16 protein-coding genes are annotated in these 17,350 nt (G+C 72.0%); 5 read left to right on the top strand and 11 right to left on the bottom strand.

What is annotated here, in order from left to right; translation table 11 throughout:
* Positions 1-43 precede the first annotated feature (43 nt).
* The 3 genes from BLS99_RS25805 to mscL all read right to left on the bottom strand — a co-directional run bounded on the left by BLS99_RS25805 (position 44) and on the right by mscL (position 2,305).
* Positions 44-832, bottom strand: coding sequence for a VOC family protein (locus tag BLS99_RS25805; RefSeq protein ID WP_143034883.1), 789 nt, complete (start codon positions 830-832; stop codon positions 44-46).
* 144 nt (positions 833-976) lie between these two features.
* Positions 977-1,795, bottom strand: a complete 819-nt coding sequence (locus BLS99_RS19935; protein ID WP_091053454.1) for a VOC family protein — start codon at positions 1,793-1,795, stop codon at positions 977-979.
* 123 nt (positions 1,796-1,918) lie between these two features.
* Positions 1,919-2,305: a large conductance mechanosensitive channel protein MscL gene (gene mscL, locus BLS99_RS19930; protein WP_091053453.1), complete on the bottom strand. Its 387-nt coding sequence runs from the start codon at positions 2,303-2,305 to the stop codon at positions 1,919-1,921.
* A 177-nt stretch (positions 2,306-2,482) separates the two neighbouring features.
* Here mscL and BLS99_RS19925 point away from each other — a divergent pair, with 177 nt between their 5' ends.
* Positions 2,483-3,328 (top strand): aldo/keto reductase, encoded by an 846-nt coding sequence (locus tag BLS99_RS19925; RefSeq protein WP_091053452.1) that lies wholly within the window; start codon positions 2,483-2,485, stop codon positions 3,326-3,328.
* 82 nt (positions 3,329-3,410) lie between these two features.
* On the opposite strand, the gene BLS99_RS19920 is transcribed toward BLS99_RS19925, so the two are convergent.
* Complete coding sequence (locus BLS99_RS19920; protein WP_091053451.1) at positions 3,411-5,822, bottom strand: carbohydrate-binding protein; 2,412 nt, start codon at positions 5,820-5,822, stop codon at positions 3,411-3,413.
* A 42-nt stretch (positions 5,823-5,864) separates the two neighbouring features.
* Positions 5,865-6,872, bottom strand: a complete 1,008-nt coding sequence (locus BLS99_RS19915) for a LacI family DNA-binding transcriptional regulator (RefSeq protein ID WP_218126737.1) — start codon at positions 6,870-6,872, stop codon at positions 5,865-5,867.
* A gap of 509 nt (positions 6,873-7,381) precedes the next feature.
* On the opposite strand from BLS99_RS19915, the gene BLS99_RS19910 reads away from it, so the two are divergent.
* From BLS99_RS19910 to BLS99_RS19895, 4 genes are all read left to right on the top strand, one after another.
* A complete protein-coding gene (locus BLS99_RS19910; protein ID WP_091053449.1) occupies positions 7,382-8,677 on the top strand; it encodes an ammonium transporter in 1,296 nt (431 codons plus the stop codon).
* 121 nt (positions 8,678-8,798) lie between these two features.
* Positions 8,799-10,346, top strand: coding sequence for a signal recognition particle protein (gene ffh / locus BLS99_RS19905; protein ID WP_091053448.1), 1,548 nt, complete (start codon positions 8,799-8,801; stop codon positions 10,344-10,346).
* Between the two features lie 596 nt (positions 10,347-10,942).
* A complete protein-coding gene (locus BLS99_RS19900) occupies positions 10,943-12,034 on the top strand; it encodes an amidohydrolase family protein (RefSeq protein WP_091053447.1) in 1,092 nt (363 codons plus the stop codon).
* A 108-nt stretch (positions 12,035-12,142) separates the two neighbouring features.
* A complete protein-coding gene (locus BLS99_RS19895) occupies positions 12,143-12,649 on the top strand; it encodes a DUF4190 domain-containing protein (RefSeq protein WP_218126736.1) in 507 nt (168 codons plus the stop codon).
* Between the two features lie 193 nt (positions 12,650-12,842).
* Here the strand turns inward: BLS99_RS19895 and BLS99_RS19890 are convergent, their stop codons facing one another.
* The 6 genes from BLS99_RS19890 to BLS99_RS19865 all read right to left on the bottom strand — a co-directional run bounded on the left by BLS99_RS19890 (position 12,843) and on the right by BLS99_RS19865 (position 17,332).
* Positions 12,843-13,199, bottom strand: a complete 357-nt coding sequence (locus BLS99_RS19890) for a VOC family protein (RefSeq protein ID WP_091053446.1) — start codon at positions 13,197-13,199, stop codon at positions 12,843-12,845.
* 40 nt (positions 13,200-13,239) lie between these two features.
* Entirely contained in the window at positions 13,240-13,737 is a 498-nt protein-coding gene (locus BLS99_RS19885; RefSeq protein WP_091053445.1) for a twin-arginine translocase TatA/TatE family subunit, read from the bottom strand.
* A gap of 79 nt (positions 13,738-13,816) precedes the next feature.
* Positions 13,817-15,601 (bottom strand): S1C family serine protease, encoded by a 1,785-nt coding sequence (locus tag BLS99_RS19880; protein ID WP_091053444.1) that lies wholly within the window; start codon positions 15,599-15,601, stop codon positions 13,817-13,819.
* 185 nt (positions 15,602-15,786) lie between these two features.
* Positions 15,787-15,954, bottom strand: a complete 168-nt coding sequence (locus tag BLS99_RS19875; RefSeq protein WP_091053443.1) for a DUF3117 domain-containing protein — start codon at positions 15,952-15,954, stop codon at positions 15,787-15,789.
* Between the two features lie 226 nt (positions 15,955-16,180).
* On the bottom strand, positions 16,181-16,711 hold the full coding sequence (locus BLS99_RS19870) for a hypothetical protein (protein WP_143034880.1): 531 nt from the start codon (positions 16,709-16,711) through the stop codon (positions 16,181-16,183).
* A 12-nt stretch (positions 16,712-16,723) separates the two neighbouring features.
* Positions 16,724-17,332, bottom strand: coding sequence for a DivIVA domain-containing protein (locus tag BLS99_RS19865; protein ID WP_176953448.1), 609 nt, complete (start codon positions 17,330-17,332; stop codon positions 16,724-16,726).
* Positions 17,333-17,350: the final 18 nt, after the last annotated feature.

Here is a 17,350-nt window from a genome sequence, read left to right as displayed (position 1 = left end):
CCCTGTCATTCCCTGACCACCCTAAGGGCGGTCCGTACCGGGACTACTCCCAGGGGCGCGGGGAGTGGATCGCCACCACGGTGCCGCCCGGGGCCGCGACGCCCGCGACCCGCAGGCCCGGCACGTCCATCGGCTCCGCCGCCACCGACCCGCCCAGCTCCTTCGCCCGCGCGCACACCGCGTCCGCGTCGTCCACCGCGACCATGACGCTCCACTGCGGCGGCAGGCCCTGCTCGAAGCCCTCGGCCGCATGGCAGCCGCCGAACTCCGCGCCGCCCCCGCCCGGGCTCAGCGCCGCGTACGGCCGCGGGTTCGCCGGGTCCTCCCACGGCGGCGTGACCGCGTTCCAGCCCAGCAGGTCCGCGTAGAACCGCATCGCATCGGCCGGGGCGCCGTCGAAGTGGTACTCGGCCCACGAGACCGAGCCCGGCTCGCCCCACACCCCGAACCCGTTCGCCGGGTCGATCGCCTCCATCAGCCCGAACGGCGCCCCCTGCGGGTCCGTGAACATCGCGAAGCGCAGCATCCCGGGCACCTCCTCGGGGCCGTGGACCACGGTCCCGCCCAGACGAGTCGCCAGCTCGGCGGACGCGGCCACGTCGGCGACGTTGAAGTACAGGTTCCAGCTCCGCGACGGCGCCTCGCCCGGCGGGCACGGCGAGATGCCCATGACCGGCCGCCCGCCCCGCGAGAACGTCGTGAACCCGCCGTACTCCTCCCCGGCGTTCTCCGAGTCCCAGCCGAACAGGCCCTCGTAGAACGCGGTGTCGGCCGCGAGTTCGGTGGTCAGGGAGTCCGACCAGATCGGTGCTCCCAGTGGAATCGATGCCATGGCTCACTGCTCCTTCGCAGGGTCGGTCGTGACCCCGCCACCGTCGCACGAGGGTGCGACACGCGAGCGCGAAACCGCGAGTCCCGCCCGAAGCGGGACACGCCCGAGCCTGACCCGTCCACGGCGCGCCCGCCTGAACCGGCCCTACAGCTCCCGCGACGACATGACCGTGAAGAACGCCCCCGTCGGCGACGCCAGCACCGCCATCCGCCCGCCCGGGTCGTCCACCGGCGCCACCGCCACCGATCCGCCCAGGTCCACGGCCTTCGCGGCCGTCAGGTCCACCGAGTCCGTCCCGAAGCACACCGTCCAGTGCGGCTGCATCTTCAGCTCCGGCCCCAGCGCCATCCGCGCGCCCCCGAACTCCACGTGGCCGCCCGTGATCGCATGCCCCTCATGGGTCCACAGGCCCACGTACGGCGCGTCCCGGTCCGGCTCCCCGCCCTCGGGGGCCTTGAGCGACCAGTTCAGCAGCTCCGAGTAGAACTGCATCGCCTCCACCGGCGCCCCGTCGTACACGTACTCGAACCACACGATCGCGCCCGGCTCGTCCCGCGCCGTGAATCCGACCTTGTCGCTCAACGGCTCGAACAGGCCGAACGCCCCGCCGTCCGGATCCTTCAGCGCCGCGTACACCAGGTCGTCCCCGACCCGGATCGGGTGGCTCGTGATCGACGCCCCCAGCTTCTCCGCCTGCGCCACCGCCGCCACGCAGTCGCCCGCGTGGAACGCCACGCCCCACGACGAGCCCGGCTCGCCCGACGCGCGCTCGGCGATCCCCGCCACCGCCCGCGCCTCCGAGACCGTCGCGCCCAGGCACAGCTCGGTGTAGTGCCCGAACTGCTCGCCCGAGTCGAACGCGGCCCAGTTGAACAGGCGCATGTAGAAGTCCAGGTCCCCGGACAGGTCCGGGGTCACGGCGTCGGCCCAGATCGGGCCGCCCAGGGGAATCGAGGTCGGCATGGCTGCGGTCCTCCCGTCGGTTCGGTGGCGTCCAGCCTCCCAAACCGGTGCGGGCACTGGCAAGGGGCGGCGGCCCCGGAATGCCCGGCGCCACCGCCCCCGAAACCGCCGCTACTGCCGCCGCTACTCGCGGCGCTGCTCCCGCAGCAGGTCCCGGATCTCCTGGAGCAGCACCACTTCGCTCGCCTGGAGCTCCTCGGCCACGTCCTCGTGCGCCATGAACCGCTCGCGGAGCTTGTTCATCGGCAGCACGATCACGAAGTACACCGCCAGCGCCGTCAGGAAGAACACCAGCAGCCCGTTGATGAACACGCCGTACGGGAACGCGACGCCGTTCACGGTGAAGCTGCCGCCCACCTCGGCGCCGCCCGTCACCAGCGTGATGAGCGGGTTGAGGAACGCGTCGCCGAAGGAGGCCACGAGCGCCGTCATCGCCGCGCCCATGACCACGGCCACGGCCAGTTCGACCACGTTGCCGCGCATCAGGAAGTCTTTGAAGCCTTTGATCATGCCCAAGAGTCTCGCATCCGATTCCGCCGCATTCCCCGCCGTGGTCGGCGGTGTCGCTGTGACCGAGGAGATACCACCCTTTCGGGAACAAGCCCGGCCGCCGCCGCGGTTGCACCAGGCACCGGCCGCGGCACCCGCGCCCGCACCGGAGCAGCAGCGAGAGAAGAAGGCACGACCATGAGCGACTTCGTCATCGGCGGCGACCTGACCGTCGACCGCCTCGGCTACGGCGCGATGCGCCTCTCCGGCGACCCCGGCATCTTCACGCCCCCCAGGGACCGCGCCGCGGCCGTCGCGGTCCTGCGCCGCGCCGTCGAACTCGGCGTGAACTTCATCGACACCGCCGACGCATACGCCCTCGGCGACAACGAACGCCTGATCGCCGAAGCCCTCCACCCCTACGCGGACGGCGTCGTCATCGCCACCAAGGGCGGCAACACCCGCCCCTCCGCCGAGGAGTGGGTCCCCCTCGGACAGCCCGCCTACATCCGCCAGCAGGTCGAACTCAGCCTGCGCCGCCTGCGCACCGAGGCCATCGACCTCTACCAGATCCACCGCCTCGACCCGGCCCTCCCGGTCGCCGACCAGATCGGCACCCTCGCCGACCTCCAGCGCCAGGGCAAGATCCGCCACATCGGCCTCTCCGAGGTCACCGTCGAGCAGATCGAGCAGGCCCGCGCGGTCGCCCCCATCGCCAGCGTCCAGAACCTCTACAACCTGATCAACCGCCAGAGCGAGGCCGTCCTGGAGTACACCGCCGCGCACGGCATCGCGTTCATCCCGTGGTTCCCGATCGCCGCTGGCGAGCACGCCGGCCCGGACGGGCCGGTCGGCAAGATCGCCGCCGAGGTCGGCGCCACCCCCGCGCAGACCGCGCTGGCGTGGCTCCTGCGCCGCTCCAGCAACATCGTGCCGATCCCGGGCACCAGCTCCATCGCGCACCTGGAGGAGAACGTCGCCGCGCGCGGCGTGGTCCTCAGCGACGCCCAGTACGCGACCCTCGACGGCCTCGCCTCGGCGTAGGCGCCGGACCGGCGGCCTCCCGAGGTCCGCTCCCGAAGCCACCCAAGGGAACCGGGCCCGCGCCGCACGGCGCGGGCCCTGTTCACGGGTTGAGCGGGGCGATCCGGAACCGCTCGAACTCCGCGGTCGGGCCGTCCTCGTTCCCGAACGCGATCGTGTTGCGCCCCGCCACGAGGTCCACGATCAGCGGGTAGGTCCAGAAGTCGTTCCAGGTCCAGGTGCCGCGCATCGGGTACCGCCCGGCGGGCTTGCCGTTCACCACCAGGTCGCAGTGGCGCGTGACGATGTCCACGTTGTACTCGTGGCCCTCCGCGCGCTCCCCGTTGGCGTAGCTGACGAGCAGCGCGTGCGGCCCCCCGCCGGCCTCGAACGCGATGGCCGCGCCCGCACCGCGCCCGTTCCAGCCGATCACGTGCCCGCGGTGCGCGAAGTCGTTCACGATGAGGCACGACCCGCCCGAGCGCACCGCCTCGGCCGCGTCGACCTCGATGAACCCCGGGCCCTCCGCCGGCGCCACGTCGAGCCGCGCCGCGCCCGCCCGGAGCCGGTTGATCCCCGCGTGCAGGAACACCGGCCGCGTCAGGTCCACGGGGACGCACTGGTTCTGCGGCCCCAGCAGCACGCCGCGCTCGGCGCCGGTGAACCGGTGGTACCGGTCCTCGGCGGCGTACACGTCGAACACCGGGTCCTCGCAGGCGGTCCCGTCGGCGGCCCGGTCGCGGCGCGCGAACGCGCCGTCGTAGGAGCCGCGCACCGGCCGCTCCTCGGTGAGCACGATCTTGTCGAGCGCGACCTCGCCGCGGGCGGTGCCGATCGCGCCGGACTTCGAGAGCTCCACGGTGTTCTCGCCCGCGCGCAGGCGCACCGGCACGTGGACCACCGAGCGGTGCTGCCAGTTCATCGTCGAGGGGTAGTCGAGGAAGCGCTCGGCGCCGTTGACGGCCAGGACCTGCTGCGCGGGCTGCGGCTCGGTGGCCTCGGCGCCGCGGCCGTACATGTGGGAGTAGAAGACCGCGAGGTCGTACCCGCCCTCCGCGGGCACCTCGACCGTGAAGGTCACGGCCGAGTCGTTCATGTTCAGGCCGCTGACGTCGTGCTCGCCGGACGCGGCGAACCCGTTGCCCTCGCCCGGATGCCCCTGCCGCGCCACCTCGCCGGAGGTGATCCGCGCGTGCTCGGCCTCCCACGAGCCGCACCACGGCGGCGGCTCCAGCGCCGGGGCCTCCCCGGGGGCCACGGCCACCCAGTACGCGGCCATCCGGTCCGCCTGCGGCACATGCACTTCGAGGCCGCCCGGCGGTCCGGTCACCCGGCTCAGCACCACCGGCGGCCCCGCGGCGCCCTCATAGCCTGTCCAGTCGATCCGGTGCACCGTCGCGGTGACCGCCGCGCCCCACAGCTCGGGGTCCAGGCCCTCCAGGCCGATCGTGAAGTCCCCGTCGCACCCGCCCGCGAGCACCTGCGCGGTCCGCCGCCCGGCGTCCAGGCTCGCGATGCCCTGCAGGGTGTCCGGGGTGTCCGGATGCGGCGGCGCCACCGCCACGGTCGTCCCGGTCATCCCCGAGTAGGTCTTGAGCAGCCACCACGCCCCGCTCGGCACGTTCGTCTGCGGCGCCGCGCCCGAGTAGCCCCCGGCCGCGGTCCAGAACGCCATGTCCGCGTGGACCTTCGCGTCCTCGAACAGCGCCGCCCACTGCACCAGCTGCCCCGGCACCGACAGGTCCCGGTTGTTCGCGTACTCGTCGATGTTCACCGGCCGCGGCGCGATCCCCAGGTCGCGCTCCAGCGCCCGGTACTCGGCGTGGTGCCCCCGGAACTCCGCGAGCGACTTGGGCGACAGCTCGTGCCAGGCCGTCCACTCCGGGAGCGTCCCGGTGTCGCGGGCGCGGCGCAGGAAGTGCCGCAGGAACCGGCCGTGGAAGTACGCCTCGTTCGGCCCCGCGACCGGCACCCCCGGGGCGAGGCGCCGCAGCAGCCGCACCGTCGTGGTCCAGTCGGCCATGAACCGGTCGAACCGCGCCGGGGTGTCCTCCTTGAGCGCGTACCAGATCCAGTCCGGCTCGTTGAACGGCACGAACACCAGGCGGCCCTCGTTCGCCTCCGTGAGCATCGGCGGGACGATCTCGCACAGCCGCTCATGGTAGACGTCGATCCCCACGTCCTCGTAGGGCCAGGAGGCGAACAGGTCCTGGAGGTACACGAACGCCACGCCCGCCGTCCCGCGCGGGCGCCCGTTGCGCCGCAGGACCGCGACCGCGCTGGAGGCGTCGCCACCCGGGTGCTGGGCGCCGCCGTCGGGCTTGACCGCGAGCGTGGTCAGGTCGAGCGCGTCGAGCAGCTCGTCGCCGGGCACGCCGTCCTCGGCGACGCCGTACAGCGACCCGGTCGCGCCGTGCAGGACCGGGCCGGTGGGGGTCGCGAAGTCCGCGACGAGGCGGGTGCGGGGTACAGGGCCGGAGGGCCCCGCCGGGGGATCGGAGGGGTCGGGGTTCATGGCTTCGGGCCTTTCGGGGTGCTGCAAGGGTCGCCTCCCAGGTCACGAGGAAGAAGGCGGCCCCGAGGTCTCGCGGACGATGAGCTCGGGCTCGGGCCAGCCCGGGACCGGGCGCGGGATCGAGCCGTCCACGCGGTGGCGCAGCAGCTCGAACGCGCCGCGCCCGACGCTCTCGAAGTCCTGGTTCACCGTCGTCAGCGCGGGGGTCGTGTACGCCGAGAACGGGGTGTTGTCGAAGCCGACGATCGACAGGTCGCCCGGCACCGAGCGGCCCGCCAGGTGCGCGGCGCGCAGCGTGGCGAGCGCGAGGTGGTCGTTGCCGCACAGGATCGCGGTCACCTCCGGGTCGGCCACCAGCGGCTGCACCGCCTTGAACGCCTCGGCGATGGTCCACCCGGACGGGACCGGCTCCGGCACGGGCCGGCCGGCCTCGCGCAGCACCCGCGCCCAGCCCTCGGCGCGGTGCGCCTTGCCGCCGCCGAACGTGCCGGTGGAGGTGGGGATCGCCAGGTGGTGCACGGTGGTGTGGCCCAGGTCGAGGAGGTACCGGGTGGCCTCGGCGGCGGCCTTGCCGTCGTCCATGCCCACCAGCCACGGCGAGGCCGCCAGCTCCTCGGCCGTGTACGGGCCGATCGCGACCATCGCGTGCGGCTGCTGGTCGAGCAGGACCTGCTTGGCGCGCATGCCGGGTTCGTCGTGCGCCATGATGATCGTCGGCTCGCCCGCGCGCGGCAGCCGCGCGATGATGTCGGCGTCCGAGTGCGTGTCGGCCGGGTCGAGGACGGAGATCTGGACGCTCCAGTCGAGCGCTCGCGCCGCCTTCTCGATCCCGCGCAGCGCGGCCTCGGGCCCGTAGAGGGAGGTGTCGGCGGTGAGGACGGTGACGGACTCGGCCGCGCCCCCGGCGAGGCTGCGCGCGAGCCGGTTCGGCCGGTAGCCCAGCTCCGCGATGGCCTCCAGGACCTTGTCGCGGGTGGCCGCGGCCACGCGGGGGGAGCCGTTGACGACCCGGGAGACCGTCTGGTGCGAGACGCCGGCCAGCCGCGCCACGTCCCAGATACTGGCTGCCTTCTTCGGTTGCGCCATCGCTGCCGTCGCTTTCCATGTTCGTTCGCACGCACGCCATTCCGGGGCGCGCGGGGCGCCCCGGTTCAATACGACGATACGCCGCCCGGTGTGAACGTTCACCTATCTGATGGTCCACAGACATTAGAGCACAGTTCCGTAACGGACCGGTCATGCCGAAGTCACGGTTCATTCGAGCCCATCAATGCCATCAAAAGCCGCATCAACCCCACCCGCGCCTCCGACCACGCCGAAATCCACCCTTGTGAGGGTGAGTTCACACACTCGAAATCTTTGGCGACAGCTTCTTAACACGCAGGCCCGGGCCGCGTAACACGTCGCGGTGAAGCTGGCTTCACTCCGGTAGGTAGGAGATTCACGCGCCGGTCGCAAGGCCGGCGCGTGACCAACTCCTGAGCACCGTCGCTCCCCTCGACGCCGGACCACCTACTCACGCCCGCAGTTCTACCTATCTCTGGAGAGAGGAGGCGGCCATGCCCGAGTTCGACAGCGGCTCCAACGCCTGGATTCTTACCTCAGCCGCCCTTGTTCTGCTCATGACCCCCGGCCTGGCCCTGTTCTACGGCGGTCTCACCCGCGCCAAGTCCGTCATCAACATGATGATGAAGTGCCTGGTCGCGATCGGCGTCGTCTCCATCGCCTGGACCGTCGTCGGCGAGTCGATCGCCGTCGGCGACCTCACCGGCGAGCACCCGCTGTGGGGCGACGTCTCCAGCTCGTTCCTCCTCGGCTACACCACCGACCTGGAGGGCTACACCGGCGGCGTCTCGAACGCCGCGGTCGCCGCCTTCGGCATGATGTTCGCGATCATCACCGTCGCCCTCATCGCCGGCGCCGTCGCCGACCGCATGAAGTTCTCCGCCTGGGTCATCTTCGCGACCGTCTGGGTCATCGTCGTCTACGCCCCCGTCGCCTACTGGGTCTGGGGCTCGGGCTGGATCGAGGACTGGGGCGTGCTCGACTTCGCCGGCGGGACCGCGGTCCACGCCAACGCCGGTGCCGCCGGCCTCGCGCTGGCCCTGGTCGTCGGCCGCCGCATCGGGTGGAAGGACGGCAACTTCGCCCCCCACAACCTGCCCCTCGTCGTGATCGGCACCGGGCTGCTGTGGTTCGGCTGGTTCGGCTTCAACGCCGGCTCCGCCTTCGCCTCGAACGGCACCGCCGGCCTGGCCCTGCTCAACACCCAGGTCGCCACCGCCGCCGCGATCCTCGCCTGGCTCCTGGTCGACCGCATCCGCGGCGTCAAGCCCTCGGTCCTCGGCGCCTGCTCCGGCGTCATCGCGGGCCTGGTCGCCATCACCCCGGCCGCCGGGTACGTCAGCCCGATCGGCGCCATCGCCCTCGGCGCCGTCGCCGGCGTCATCTGCCCGCTCGCCATCGGCCTCAAGCACAAGCTCGGCTACGACGACGCCCTCGACGTGGTCGGCCTGCACATGGTCGCCGGCATCTGGGGCTCCATCTCCGTCGGCCTGTTCGCGGTCGCCGAGGTCGCCGGGACCAACGGCGTCTTCTACGGCGGCGAGGCCGCCTTCCTCGGCAAGCAGGTCGCCGCGGTCCTGGCCGTGGTCGCCTACTCCTTCATCGCCTCGCTCATCATCGGCCTGATCCTCAAGTTCACGATCGGGGTCCGCATCAGCGAGGAGGAGGAGCTCGCCGGCATCGACTCCGCCCAGCACGGCGAGGCCGGCTACGACCTCCCCGTCAACGGCAACACCGGCACCGGCGTCCCCGAGACGAACGCCGCCGCGGCCGAGAAGGTCAGCGCCTAGGACTTCATCCCACCGCTGGAGACGGCCGCCCCGCCACGGGGCGGCCGTCCTGTTTTCGCGCCCCGGTGCACACCCCGTTAAGCTCGTAGGTAGTCCAGCCAATCCACCGAGAGGTCCACCCGTGTTCGACGCATTGTCAGATCGACTGTCGGGAATCTTCGAGTCGATCCGCGGCAAGGGCCGCCTGACCGATGCCGACATCGACGCCACCGCCCGCGAGATCCGCCTCGCCCTCCTCGAGGCCGACGTGGCCCTCCCGGTGGTCAAGACCTTCATCGCCCAGATCAAGGAGCGCTGCAAGGGCGCGGAGGTCTCCAAGGCCCTCAACCCCGCGCAGCAGATCATCAAGGTCGTCAACGAGGAGCTCATCGCGATCCTCGGCGGCGAGACCCGGCGGATCAACTACGCCAAGCAGCCCCCGACGGTCATCATGCTCGCGGGCCTCCAGGGCGCGGGCAAGACCACCCTTGCCGGGAAGCTCGCCAAGTGGCTCAAGGGCGACGGGCACTCCCCGCTCCTGGTCGCCGCCGACCTCCAGCGGCCCAACGCCGTCGGCCAGCTCCAGGTCCTCGCCGAGCGCGCCGGCGTCGCCGCGTACGCCCCCGAGCCCGGCTCGGGCGTCGGCGACCCCGTCAAGGTCGCCACGGACTCCATCGCCGAGGCCAAGCAGCGCGGCCACGACGTCGTCATCGTCGACACCGCCGGCCGCCTCGGCGTCGACGAGGAGATGATGCAGCAGGCCCGCGACATCCGGGCCGCCGTCAACCCCGACGAGGTCCTCTTCGTCATCGACGCCATGATCGGCCAGGACGCCGTCAACACCGCCGAGGCGTTCCGCGACGGCGTCGGCATCACCGGCGTCGTCCTCTCCAAGCTCGACGGCGACGCCCGCGGCGGCGCGGCCCTGTCGGTCCGCCACGTCACCGGGCGCCCCATCCTCTTCGCGTCCACCGGGGAGAAGCTGGAGGACTTCGACGTCTTCCACCCCGACCGGATGTCCTCGCGCATCCTCGGCATGGGCGACATGCTCACCCTCATCGAGCAGGCCGAGGCCGTCTTCGAGGACAAGCAGAAGGAGGAGTACACCGACAAGCTCCTCAAGGGCGAGGACTTCACCCTGGAGGACTTCCTCGACCAGATGCAGGCCATCCGCAAGATGGGCCCCATCGGCAACCTGCTCAAGATGATGCCCGGCATGGGCCAGATGAAGCAGCAGATCGACTCGATCGACGACAAGCAGATCGACCGGACCACCGCGATCATCCGCTCCATGACCCCGGCCGAGCGCCGCGACTCCGCGCTCATCAACGGCTCCCGGCGCCTGCGCATCGCCAACGGCTCCGGCGTGACCGTCTCCGAGGTGAACCAGCTCCTCGCGCGGTTCAAGGAGGCGCAGAAGATGATGCGCCAGATGAGCGGCGCCATGGGCATCCCCAGCGGCAAGGCCACCAAGTCGCCGTACACCAAGCGCAAGGGCAAGAAGGGCGCCAAGAAGAAGACGGTCCGCCGCGGCGGCCCCGCCTCCCAGCAGCGCACCCCCCAGCTCCCGCAGGGCGGCCCCGGCCAGATGCCCGACCTCTCCGGCTTCAACCCGGCCGACCTGCCCGACATCGACCTCGAGCAGTTCTTTAAAGAGCAGGGTTTCAAGGACCAGGGCAAGGACAAGTAGCCCCGACGACGAAAGCGCGGGCCCCGGCCGTCTCGGCCGGGGCCCGTTCGCGTGCCTGGACGCCCGGGACTGAGGGGCCCGTTCGTATGCCCGGAGCCGTCCGGAGCTGAGGCGTCTCGGGCCGGATCGCCGAGAGGCGATCCGAATTCCGGCCGGCGCGCACCCTCGCGCACGATACGACCGCCGACCGCCGACCGCCGACCGCCGACCGCCGACCGCCGACCGCCGACCGCCGACCGCCGAACCCGGCTGCGCGCCCCTGCTGCGCTCCGATCTGTCTTCGGTCCCGCCGGTGTTCTCAGTCACCGGCGAGACCGTGCAAGCGCGGTCATGTCGGACCCCGGGGCGAATCTGGCCGGGAGCATTACCCACCCAAGGGTGGGTAAACTCCGCCCGCAGCCCGCAGCCCGCAGCCCGCACGTGGGCACCGTCCAGGGTGGGTATGACCCGCCGCCCAGGGCGGCGGTGCCGCGCCACTTCGTGCGCCGGACCGCCTGCGCTCGGCTGCCCGGCGCTCGCCGCCCTCTGCCGTCCACGGCCCGGCGCGCGGGCGCGTTGCTGGACATCGTGACCCGTCCGGGTGATACTTCGGGGCGATGACTGCACTCGAACCGCACCCGCCGCTCCATCTCCGCGTCGTCTGGCTCCCGTACGACACCGTCTGCGACGTCTACGTGGACGGCGACCGCCTCACGTTCGACCCCGTTCCGGGCGCCCGGACGGTCGCGACCTCCGGCTTCGCGCTCCCCGGCCTCGTGGACGCCCACTGCCACATCGGCATCCGCCGTGGAGCCGCGCCGATCGAGAGCCTCGACGAGGCCCGCGCCCTCGCCCGCACCGACCGCGACGCCGGCGTCCTCGCCATCCGCGACGCCGGATCGCCCTACCCGTACCCCGAGCTCGTCGGCGAGGACGGCCTCCCGCGCCTCATCCGCGCCGGCCACCACATCGCCGCCTCCAAGCGCTACCTGCGCGGCATCGGCCTCGAATGCGAGCCCCACGAGGCCGTCGCCGCCCTCGCCCGCCAGGCGAAGCTCGGCGACGGCTGGGTGAAGCTCGTGGGGGACTGGATCGACCGCGACCGGGGCGACCTCGCCCCCTCGTTCGAGCCGGAAGTCCTCACGGCCGCGATCCACGCCGCCCAGGCCGAGGGCGCCCGCGTCGCCGTCCACACCTTCTCCGAGGAGGCCGCCGCCTGCGTCGTCGCGGCCGGCGCCGACTCGGTCGAGCACGGCACGGGCCTGTCGACCGACCTCCTCGACACCATGGCCGCCAAGGGGATCTCTCTGGTGCCCACCATGATCAACATCGAGACCTTCGACGACATCGCCGCCGGGGCCGACGCCAAGTTCCCCCGCTACGCCGACCACATGCGCCGCCTCAAGCGCGGCTTCCCCGAGGTCGTGCGCGCCGCCTGGGAGGCCGGTGTCAAGGTCCGGCTCGGCACCGACGCGGGCGGCGGGATCGACCACGGCCTCGCGGCCGAGGAGATGCGCCTGCTCCACGAGAGCGCGGGCATCCCCGCTCCCGAGGTGGTCGCCGCCGCCTCCTGGGAGGCCCGCGAATGGCTCGGCATCGCCCCCGATCTGGGTGACGTCGTCGTCTACGACCGCGATCCCCGCGAGGACCTGTCCGCGGCCCGCGAACCTGCGCTGATCGTCCTCCGCGGGCGCCTCCTGCGCCCCTGACCTCGCCGATACGCCCGTTTCGCGAAGCGGCCTCGTCACAGTGTCGTGGCGTGGATCGGTTATCGTGAACCTCCCCGCGCCGTTTCCGCCCGAGCAGAGAGTGCAGCGATGACCTATCCTCCGACTCCGGACCAGTCCGGCCAGGGCGGCTTCCAGTACGACCCGTACGGCAGCCAGCCCGGTTCCCAGCCCCAGCAGCCCGGCTACAGCCCGCAGCCGCAGCAGCCCGGTTACTCGCAGCCCCAGCAGCCCGGCTACGGGGCCGCACCGCAGCTCCCGCCCGCGGCCCCCGGCTACCCGCCGGCCTACGGCGCGCCCGGCTACGGCCCGCCGCAGCCCAAGAACGGCATGGGCACCACCTCGCTGGTACTCGGCATCATCGGCCTGGTCACCGCCTGGATCCCCGGCGTCGCCTGCTTTGGCTGGATCATGTGCATCCTCGCGGTCATCTTCGGCGGCATCGGCATCTCGAACGCCAACAAGGGCCTCGCCACGAACAAGAACGTGGCCGTCACCGGCCTCGTCCTGGGCATCGCGGCGTTCGCGCTCGGCATCATCATCACGCTCGCGGTCTGGGGCTCGATCTTCAGCATGGGCACCGCCTCGACCTTCTAATCGGAGCCAGTAACGACGAAGCGGCCCGGGCATCGCCCGGGCCGCTTGCTCGTGCTCATTCGCCGTTCGTGTCGGCACGCTTCCGTCTCCCGAGCGCCGTCTTGCACCCGAGCGCCGTCCGCACCTGGGCGCCATCGCGGCCGGTCGCCCTCCGCACCGAAGCGCGCCCTCGCCGTTCCCGCCCGCCGATCCGCTACATGGTGACCAGGCAGAACGGATGCCCGATCGGGTCGGCGAAGACCCGGTAGGTCTCCCCGCCGCCGTCGAGGCGCCGCGCGCCGAGTTCGAGGACCGCCCGCTCGCCCGCGTCGAGGTCGTCGACCCGCACGTCGAAGTGCATCTGCTGCGGCGCCTCCTGGGTGGGCCAGCTCGGCGCCCGGAAGCCCTCGACCTGCTGGAAGGCCACGCCGGGCCGGTCCGGTGCGTCGCCGATGACGACCCAGTCGCCGTCGTCCTGGACCTTCACCATGCCCAGCAGCTCCGCGTAGAACGCCGCGAGCGAGGACGGGTCGGGGCAGTCGATGATGAGGCCGTGCCATTTACCGATCATCCGGCCAGTGTCCCCGCCGGGTACGACTCCGAGATGCGGATCAGGTGACGTCGTCGAAGCTGGCCGCGCGGCCGCGCGTGCGCTCCGTGGGGGACTCCCCGGCGTCCGAGGACCCGTTCGCGCTCCCGCTGTCGGCACCGTTCGCGGAGCCGTTGGTGCTTCCGTTGGTCCCGCGCGTGATCGCGCCGCGGTTGACACTGCGGCGGGTCGTCTCGACGTCGCGGGTCGCGTCGGTCAGGCCGTCCTTGAGGGGCTTGGTGCCGTCCTGGAGGTCGCGCATCGTGGACTTGAGGGGGTTCGTCAGCATCTCCTGGTCCTCTTCGGTCAGAATGTGCTTGCGGACGAACGTCTTCGGGTTCAGGTCCTCGGGCTTGATGTCGGTGCCGATCTCCCGGCTCAGATCGGCCGCGGCGTTCGACGCCATCGTGCGGGCCTTGGAGATGAACCGGCGGAGGTTCGCGAGGGCCTTCGGCAGCTTGTCGGGGCCCCAAAGGAAGATCGCGATGAGGATGATCACGAGGAACTCGGTTCCGCCCAAGCCTCCGAACACGCTGACCCTCCGATGACCGACTGTGACTGCTGGTACCTGAAAAACCTCCGCCTAGCGTACCCCCACGTCAGTCCCCGGCCGCTTCTAGAGTGACCTGCGCACTGTGCTCCTCACCTCCGCGTTCGAACACCACGGTCACGGTCGTCCCCGGCGCGAGTTTGCGGATGAGCGCGATCAACTGGGTGTTCTCGGTGACCGTGGCGCCGTCGAAGCTGGTCACGACGTCGCCGTCCTCCATGCCCGCGTCGTCGGCGGGGGAGCCGGCCACGATCTTGCTCAGCGTGACCCCGACCCCCAGCTCGGACTCCCCGAGCTCGGCGCCCAGGACGGTGTGGGTGGCGCTGCCGGTCGCGACGATCTCGTCGGCGATGCGTTTCGCCTGGTTGATCGGGATCGCGAAGCCGATGCCGATGTTCCCGGCCTCGCCCTCGGCGGCCGTGGAGGCGATCGCGGTGTTGATGCCGATGACCTGCCCGGCGATGTCGGTCAGCGGCCCGCCGGAGTTGCCGGGGTTGATCGCCGCGTCGGTCTGGATCGCGGCCATCACCGACTCGACCTCGCCGTTGTTGTTCTCGGTGAGCACCGGCCGGTCGATCGCCGAGACGATGCCCTCGGTGACCGTGGACGACAGCCCGAGCGGCGCCCCGACCGCGAGCACCGGGTCGCCCACGGCGACCTTGTCGGAGTCGGCCAGGACCATGGCCGGGTGGTCGCCGCCCTCGATCTGGAGGACGGCGACGTCGGAGTCGGCGTCGGAGCCGATGACGGCTGCGGTGGTCACCGAGCCGTCGCTGAAGAGGACCTGGAGGTTCTCGGCGGGCTCGGTGCCGCCGCCGACGACCACATGGTGGTTGGTGAGCAGGTAGCCGTCGTCGGAGACGATGAAGCCCGAGCCGTTGCCGCCGTCCGCGGTGAGGACCGTGACGACCGAGGGCATGATCTGCTCGACCACGCCCGCGACCGACGTGATGTCGCGCTGCGTCTCGGGGTCGGCCCCGGTGATCCCGCCGCCGCCGTCGCCCCGTGTGGCCCAGATGCCGATGGCGGCCCCGAGCGTCCCGGCGATGAGCGCGGTGACGGCGCTGACCGCGACGACGAGCCCGAGCCCGGCGCGCGCGGTCCCCTTGGGCCGCTCCTGAAGCGGCTCGACCGGCGTCCCGGCGGGAGCCGGGTGCGTCTCGATCACGGCCCGGCTCCCCGGGTCGCGCCACGGGTCGCTCGGCGCGGCGGGGTTCCACCAGGCCGCGGACTGCGCGGCGGACTGCATGGAGGGCTGGACGGCGGGCTGAACGGCCTGCTGCGAGGCTGAGGGCGCCCGCGGACCGGCCGGTGCGGTGCCGCCCGAGCCGGAGTGCGTCGCGGGCGGCATGAACCCGCTCTGGTCCTGGTAAGCCGCGGAGGGCGCGGTCTGAGGACCGCTCACGCCCGGGCGCGATCCGGAAGGCACGAACCCGCTCGGGCCCTGGTACGCCGCGGATTGCGGGGCCTGCGCACCGCTCGGGCCCTGGTACGCCGCGGACTGCGGCGCCCGCGGGCCGTTCACGTCCGGGTTCGAAGCGGAATGCGTGAAGCCGCCCGAGTCCTGGAAGGCCGCCGCGGATGCCGACTGCGGAGGCGCCTGCGAGTCGAGCGTCGCCCCTGCGCCGCCCGTACCCGGGCCCGCGAACCCGCTCTGGTCCCCGTACGCGGACTCCTGGCCCGCGGCCGGTTGCGGTGCCGCCTGCGGTTCGGCAGGGGCTTCGCCGTGCGCGGGCGGGGCCGAGCGCGGCTCCGCCTCGGACTGCTGCCATGGCCGCTGGGGTCGCCACTGGTCGCCCGGTTCTGCCTGGGGCGGCTGGGTGCCGGATGTCATGTGAAGAGTCTATGCCGCATTTGCCGCCCCTTCACCCGCGCTGCGATTCCCGCTCGCCTCGTGCCGGTACGTCCACACCGGCCGGTCGGAGGGCATGGAGAAAGGACCCGCTGCACGGGTCCGTGAAGCGGGTCCTCGGTCCGGACCGGCGGTGGGGCGACCGCCGAGTGGGGTGCTTGGTGCCGTTACTCGAGGGCGCCCTGGAGTTCCTTGTTCAAGGTCTCGGCCTCTTCCGGCGACATCTCGACCACAAGTCGGCCGCCGCCTTCCAGCGGCACCCGCATGATGATGCCGCGGCCCTCCTGGGTAACCTCCAACGGACCATCGCCGGTCCGCGGCTTCATGGCCGCCATATTCGTCTCCCCTCGATCCAAGGCCGCAGGTTGCGACTCGACGTTGCTAGATCAAGTTTCCCCGATCCGCAGGCCGAGAGCCAACTCGCCCCTCCGAGTATGTGACAAAGTTGCGGAGAAAGTGCTTAAAACCGTTTAAATCGGACACCCGATTTGCCGTTTTTCGTTTTCCATGCGCAGAGCCCTGGAATACTGCCGGATCGTGACGGTCCGTCCCGCGGACCGACTACTCTTCCGGATCCTGCTCGTGTTCGGCCCCCAGCAGGAACGCCGTGCCCTCGATCTCGCGCCCGTACGGCGACACGAACGTGGGCAGCTCCTTGGGTCCCAGCGAGCGGATGTACGACCAGAACTGGCGCACGGCCTCGGCCTTGTCGACCGCCTCGATCGGCATCGACAGCGTCACGAGCCAGTCGCGGCGCCGCTCGGGGACCGGCAGCGACCGGACCAGGTCCTCCCACGCGTCCGGCGTGAGGGCCGTCCAGCCGCCGGCCACGACGCCCGCGGCGTCGCGCGTGCGCTCGGCCGCCGCGGCGCTCTCGTCGGTCTTCTCGGGCTCTTCGAGGCGCCGCCGGTACGCGATCGCGGGGCCGTCGAGCTCGCCGAGCGCGAAGACGCCCTCGGGGCCGGCCAGCGCGACCTCGTCGCCGTCCGCGGCGCCGTCGGGGAGGGCCGCGCCCGGCTCCACTGCCTCGACCTCGTACGCCTGTTGCTCCGCGTACTCGTCCTCGTTCAACACCAGCAGCCAATAACGCATGGGCTTATCCCATCACGACCGGTCGCGCGGCGTCTGCTCCCCTTGATCCTCGCGCCCTGCCTCACGTCCGGCGCCGTCGCCGTCCGTGCCGGACTCCTCCGCGGACCGGAACGCGCCCTCGTCCAAGGGCTTCTCGAACGGCTCGTCCGCTTCGGACCTCCCGGCATCGGAGCTTCCCGCGGCGGACTCCTCGGCCTCGGCGGCGTCGGCCTCGACCGCGTCCGCGACGGGCCCTCCGGCGGGTGCCACGCCCTCGTCGGCCGCGGCGAGGACTTCGGCCTCCGCTTCGGCCCTGTCCTCAGCTTCGCCCTTGTCCTCCGCCTCCGCACCGGGCTCCAGTTCGGCGCGCAGGGCCGCGAGCTGCTCGTCGCGGCGGCCGATCTCCCAGGCGAGGCGGTTCAGGGCGGCGTCGACCTGGTCGGTGCGGTAGCCGCGCGCGCCGGTGTCGAACTTGAGGGCGCCGATGGAGCCCTCGCTGACGGGCTCCTCCTCGCCGAGTCCGGCCGGGGCGCCGGCGGGGGCGAGGTCCAGCAGCGTGTCGCGGCCGGTGGCCCACACGACGATCGAGAACGCGATCCACACGCCGATGACGGCGACGATGACCGGGAGCACGAAACCCACGGGTTCCTCCAAGCAGCT

The sequence above is a fragment of the Glycomyces sambucus genome, assembly GCF_900102815.1.
Classification (GTDB): Bacteria; Actinomycetota; Actinomycetes; order Mycobacteriales; family Micromonosporaceae; genus Glycomyces; species Glycomyces sambucus.
The sequence above is the reverse complement of the archived record's forward strand: the minus strand, read 5'-3'. Positions and strand labels throughout refer to the sequence as shown.

Bases quoted from the DNA above. Each gene is read 5' to 3' on its own strand.
- BLS99_RS19880 (WP_091053444.1), bottom strand. From the start codon at position 15,601: ATGACATCCGGCACCCAGCCGCCCCAGGCAGAACCGGGCGACCAGTGG.
- BLS99_RS19870 (WP_143034880.1), bottom strand. From the start codon at position 16,711: ATGCGTTATTGGCTGCTGGTGTTGAACGAGGACGAGTACGCGGAGCAA.
- BLS99_RS19925 (WP_091053452.1), top strand. From the start codon at position 2,483: ATGAGCGACTTCGTCATCGGCGGCGACCTGACCGTCGACCGCCTCGGC.
- BLS99_RS19935 (WP_091053454.1), bottom strand. From the start codon at position 1,795: ATGCCGACCTCGATTCCCCTGGGCGGCCCGATCTGGGCCGACGCCGTG.
- BLS99_RS19895 (WP_218126736.1), top strand. From the start codon at position 12,143: ATGACCTATCCTCCGACTCCGGACCAGTCCGGCCAGGGCGGCTTCCAG.
- BLS99_RS25805 (WP_143034883.1), bottom strand. From the start codon at position 832: ATGGCATCGATTCCACTGGGAGCACCGATCTGGTCGGACTCCCTGACC.
- BLS99_RS19910 (WP_091053449.1), top strand. From the start codon at position 7,382: ATGCCCGAGTTCGACAGCGGCTCCAACGCCTGGATTCTTACCTCAGCC.
- BLS99_RS19920 (WP_091053451.1), bottom strand. From the start codon at position 5,822: ATGAACCCCGACCCCTCCGATCCCCCGGCGGGGCCCTCCGGCCCTGTA.
- mscL (WP_091053453.1), bottom strand. From the start codon at position 2,305: ATGATCAAAGGCTTCAAAGACTTCCTGATGCGCGGCAACGTGGTCGAA.
- BLS99_RS19875 (WP_091053443.1), bottom strand. From the start codon at position 15,954: ATGGCGGCCATGAAGCCGCGGACCGGCGATGGTCCGTTGGAGGTTACC.
- BLS99_RS19890 (WP_091053446.1), bottom strand. From the start codon at position 13,199: ATGATCGGTAAATGGCACGGCCTCATCATCGACTGCCCCGACCCGTCC.
- BLS99_RS19900 (WP_091053447.1), top strand. From the start codon at position 10,943: ATGACTGCACTCGAACCGCACCCGCCGCTCCATCTCCGCGTCGTCTGG.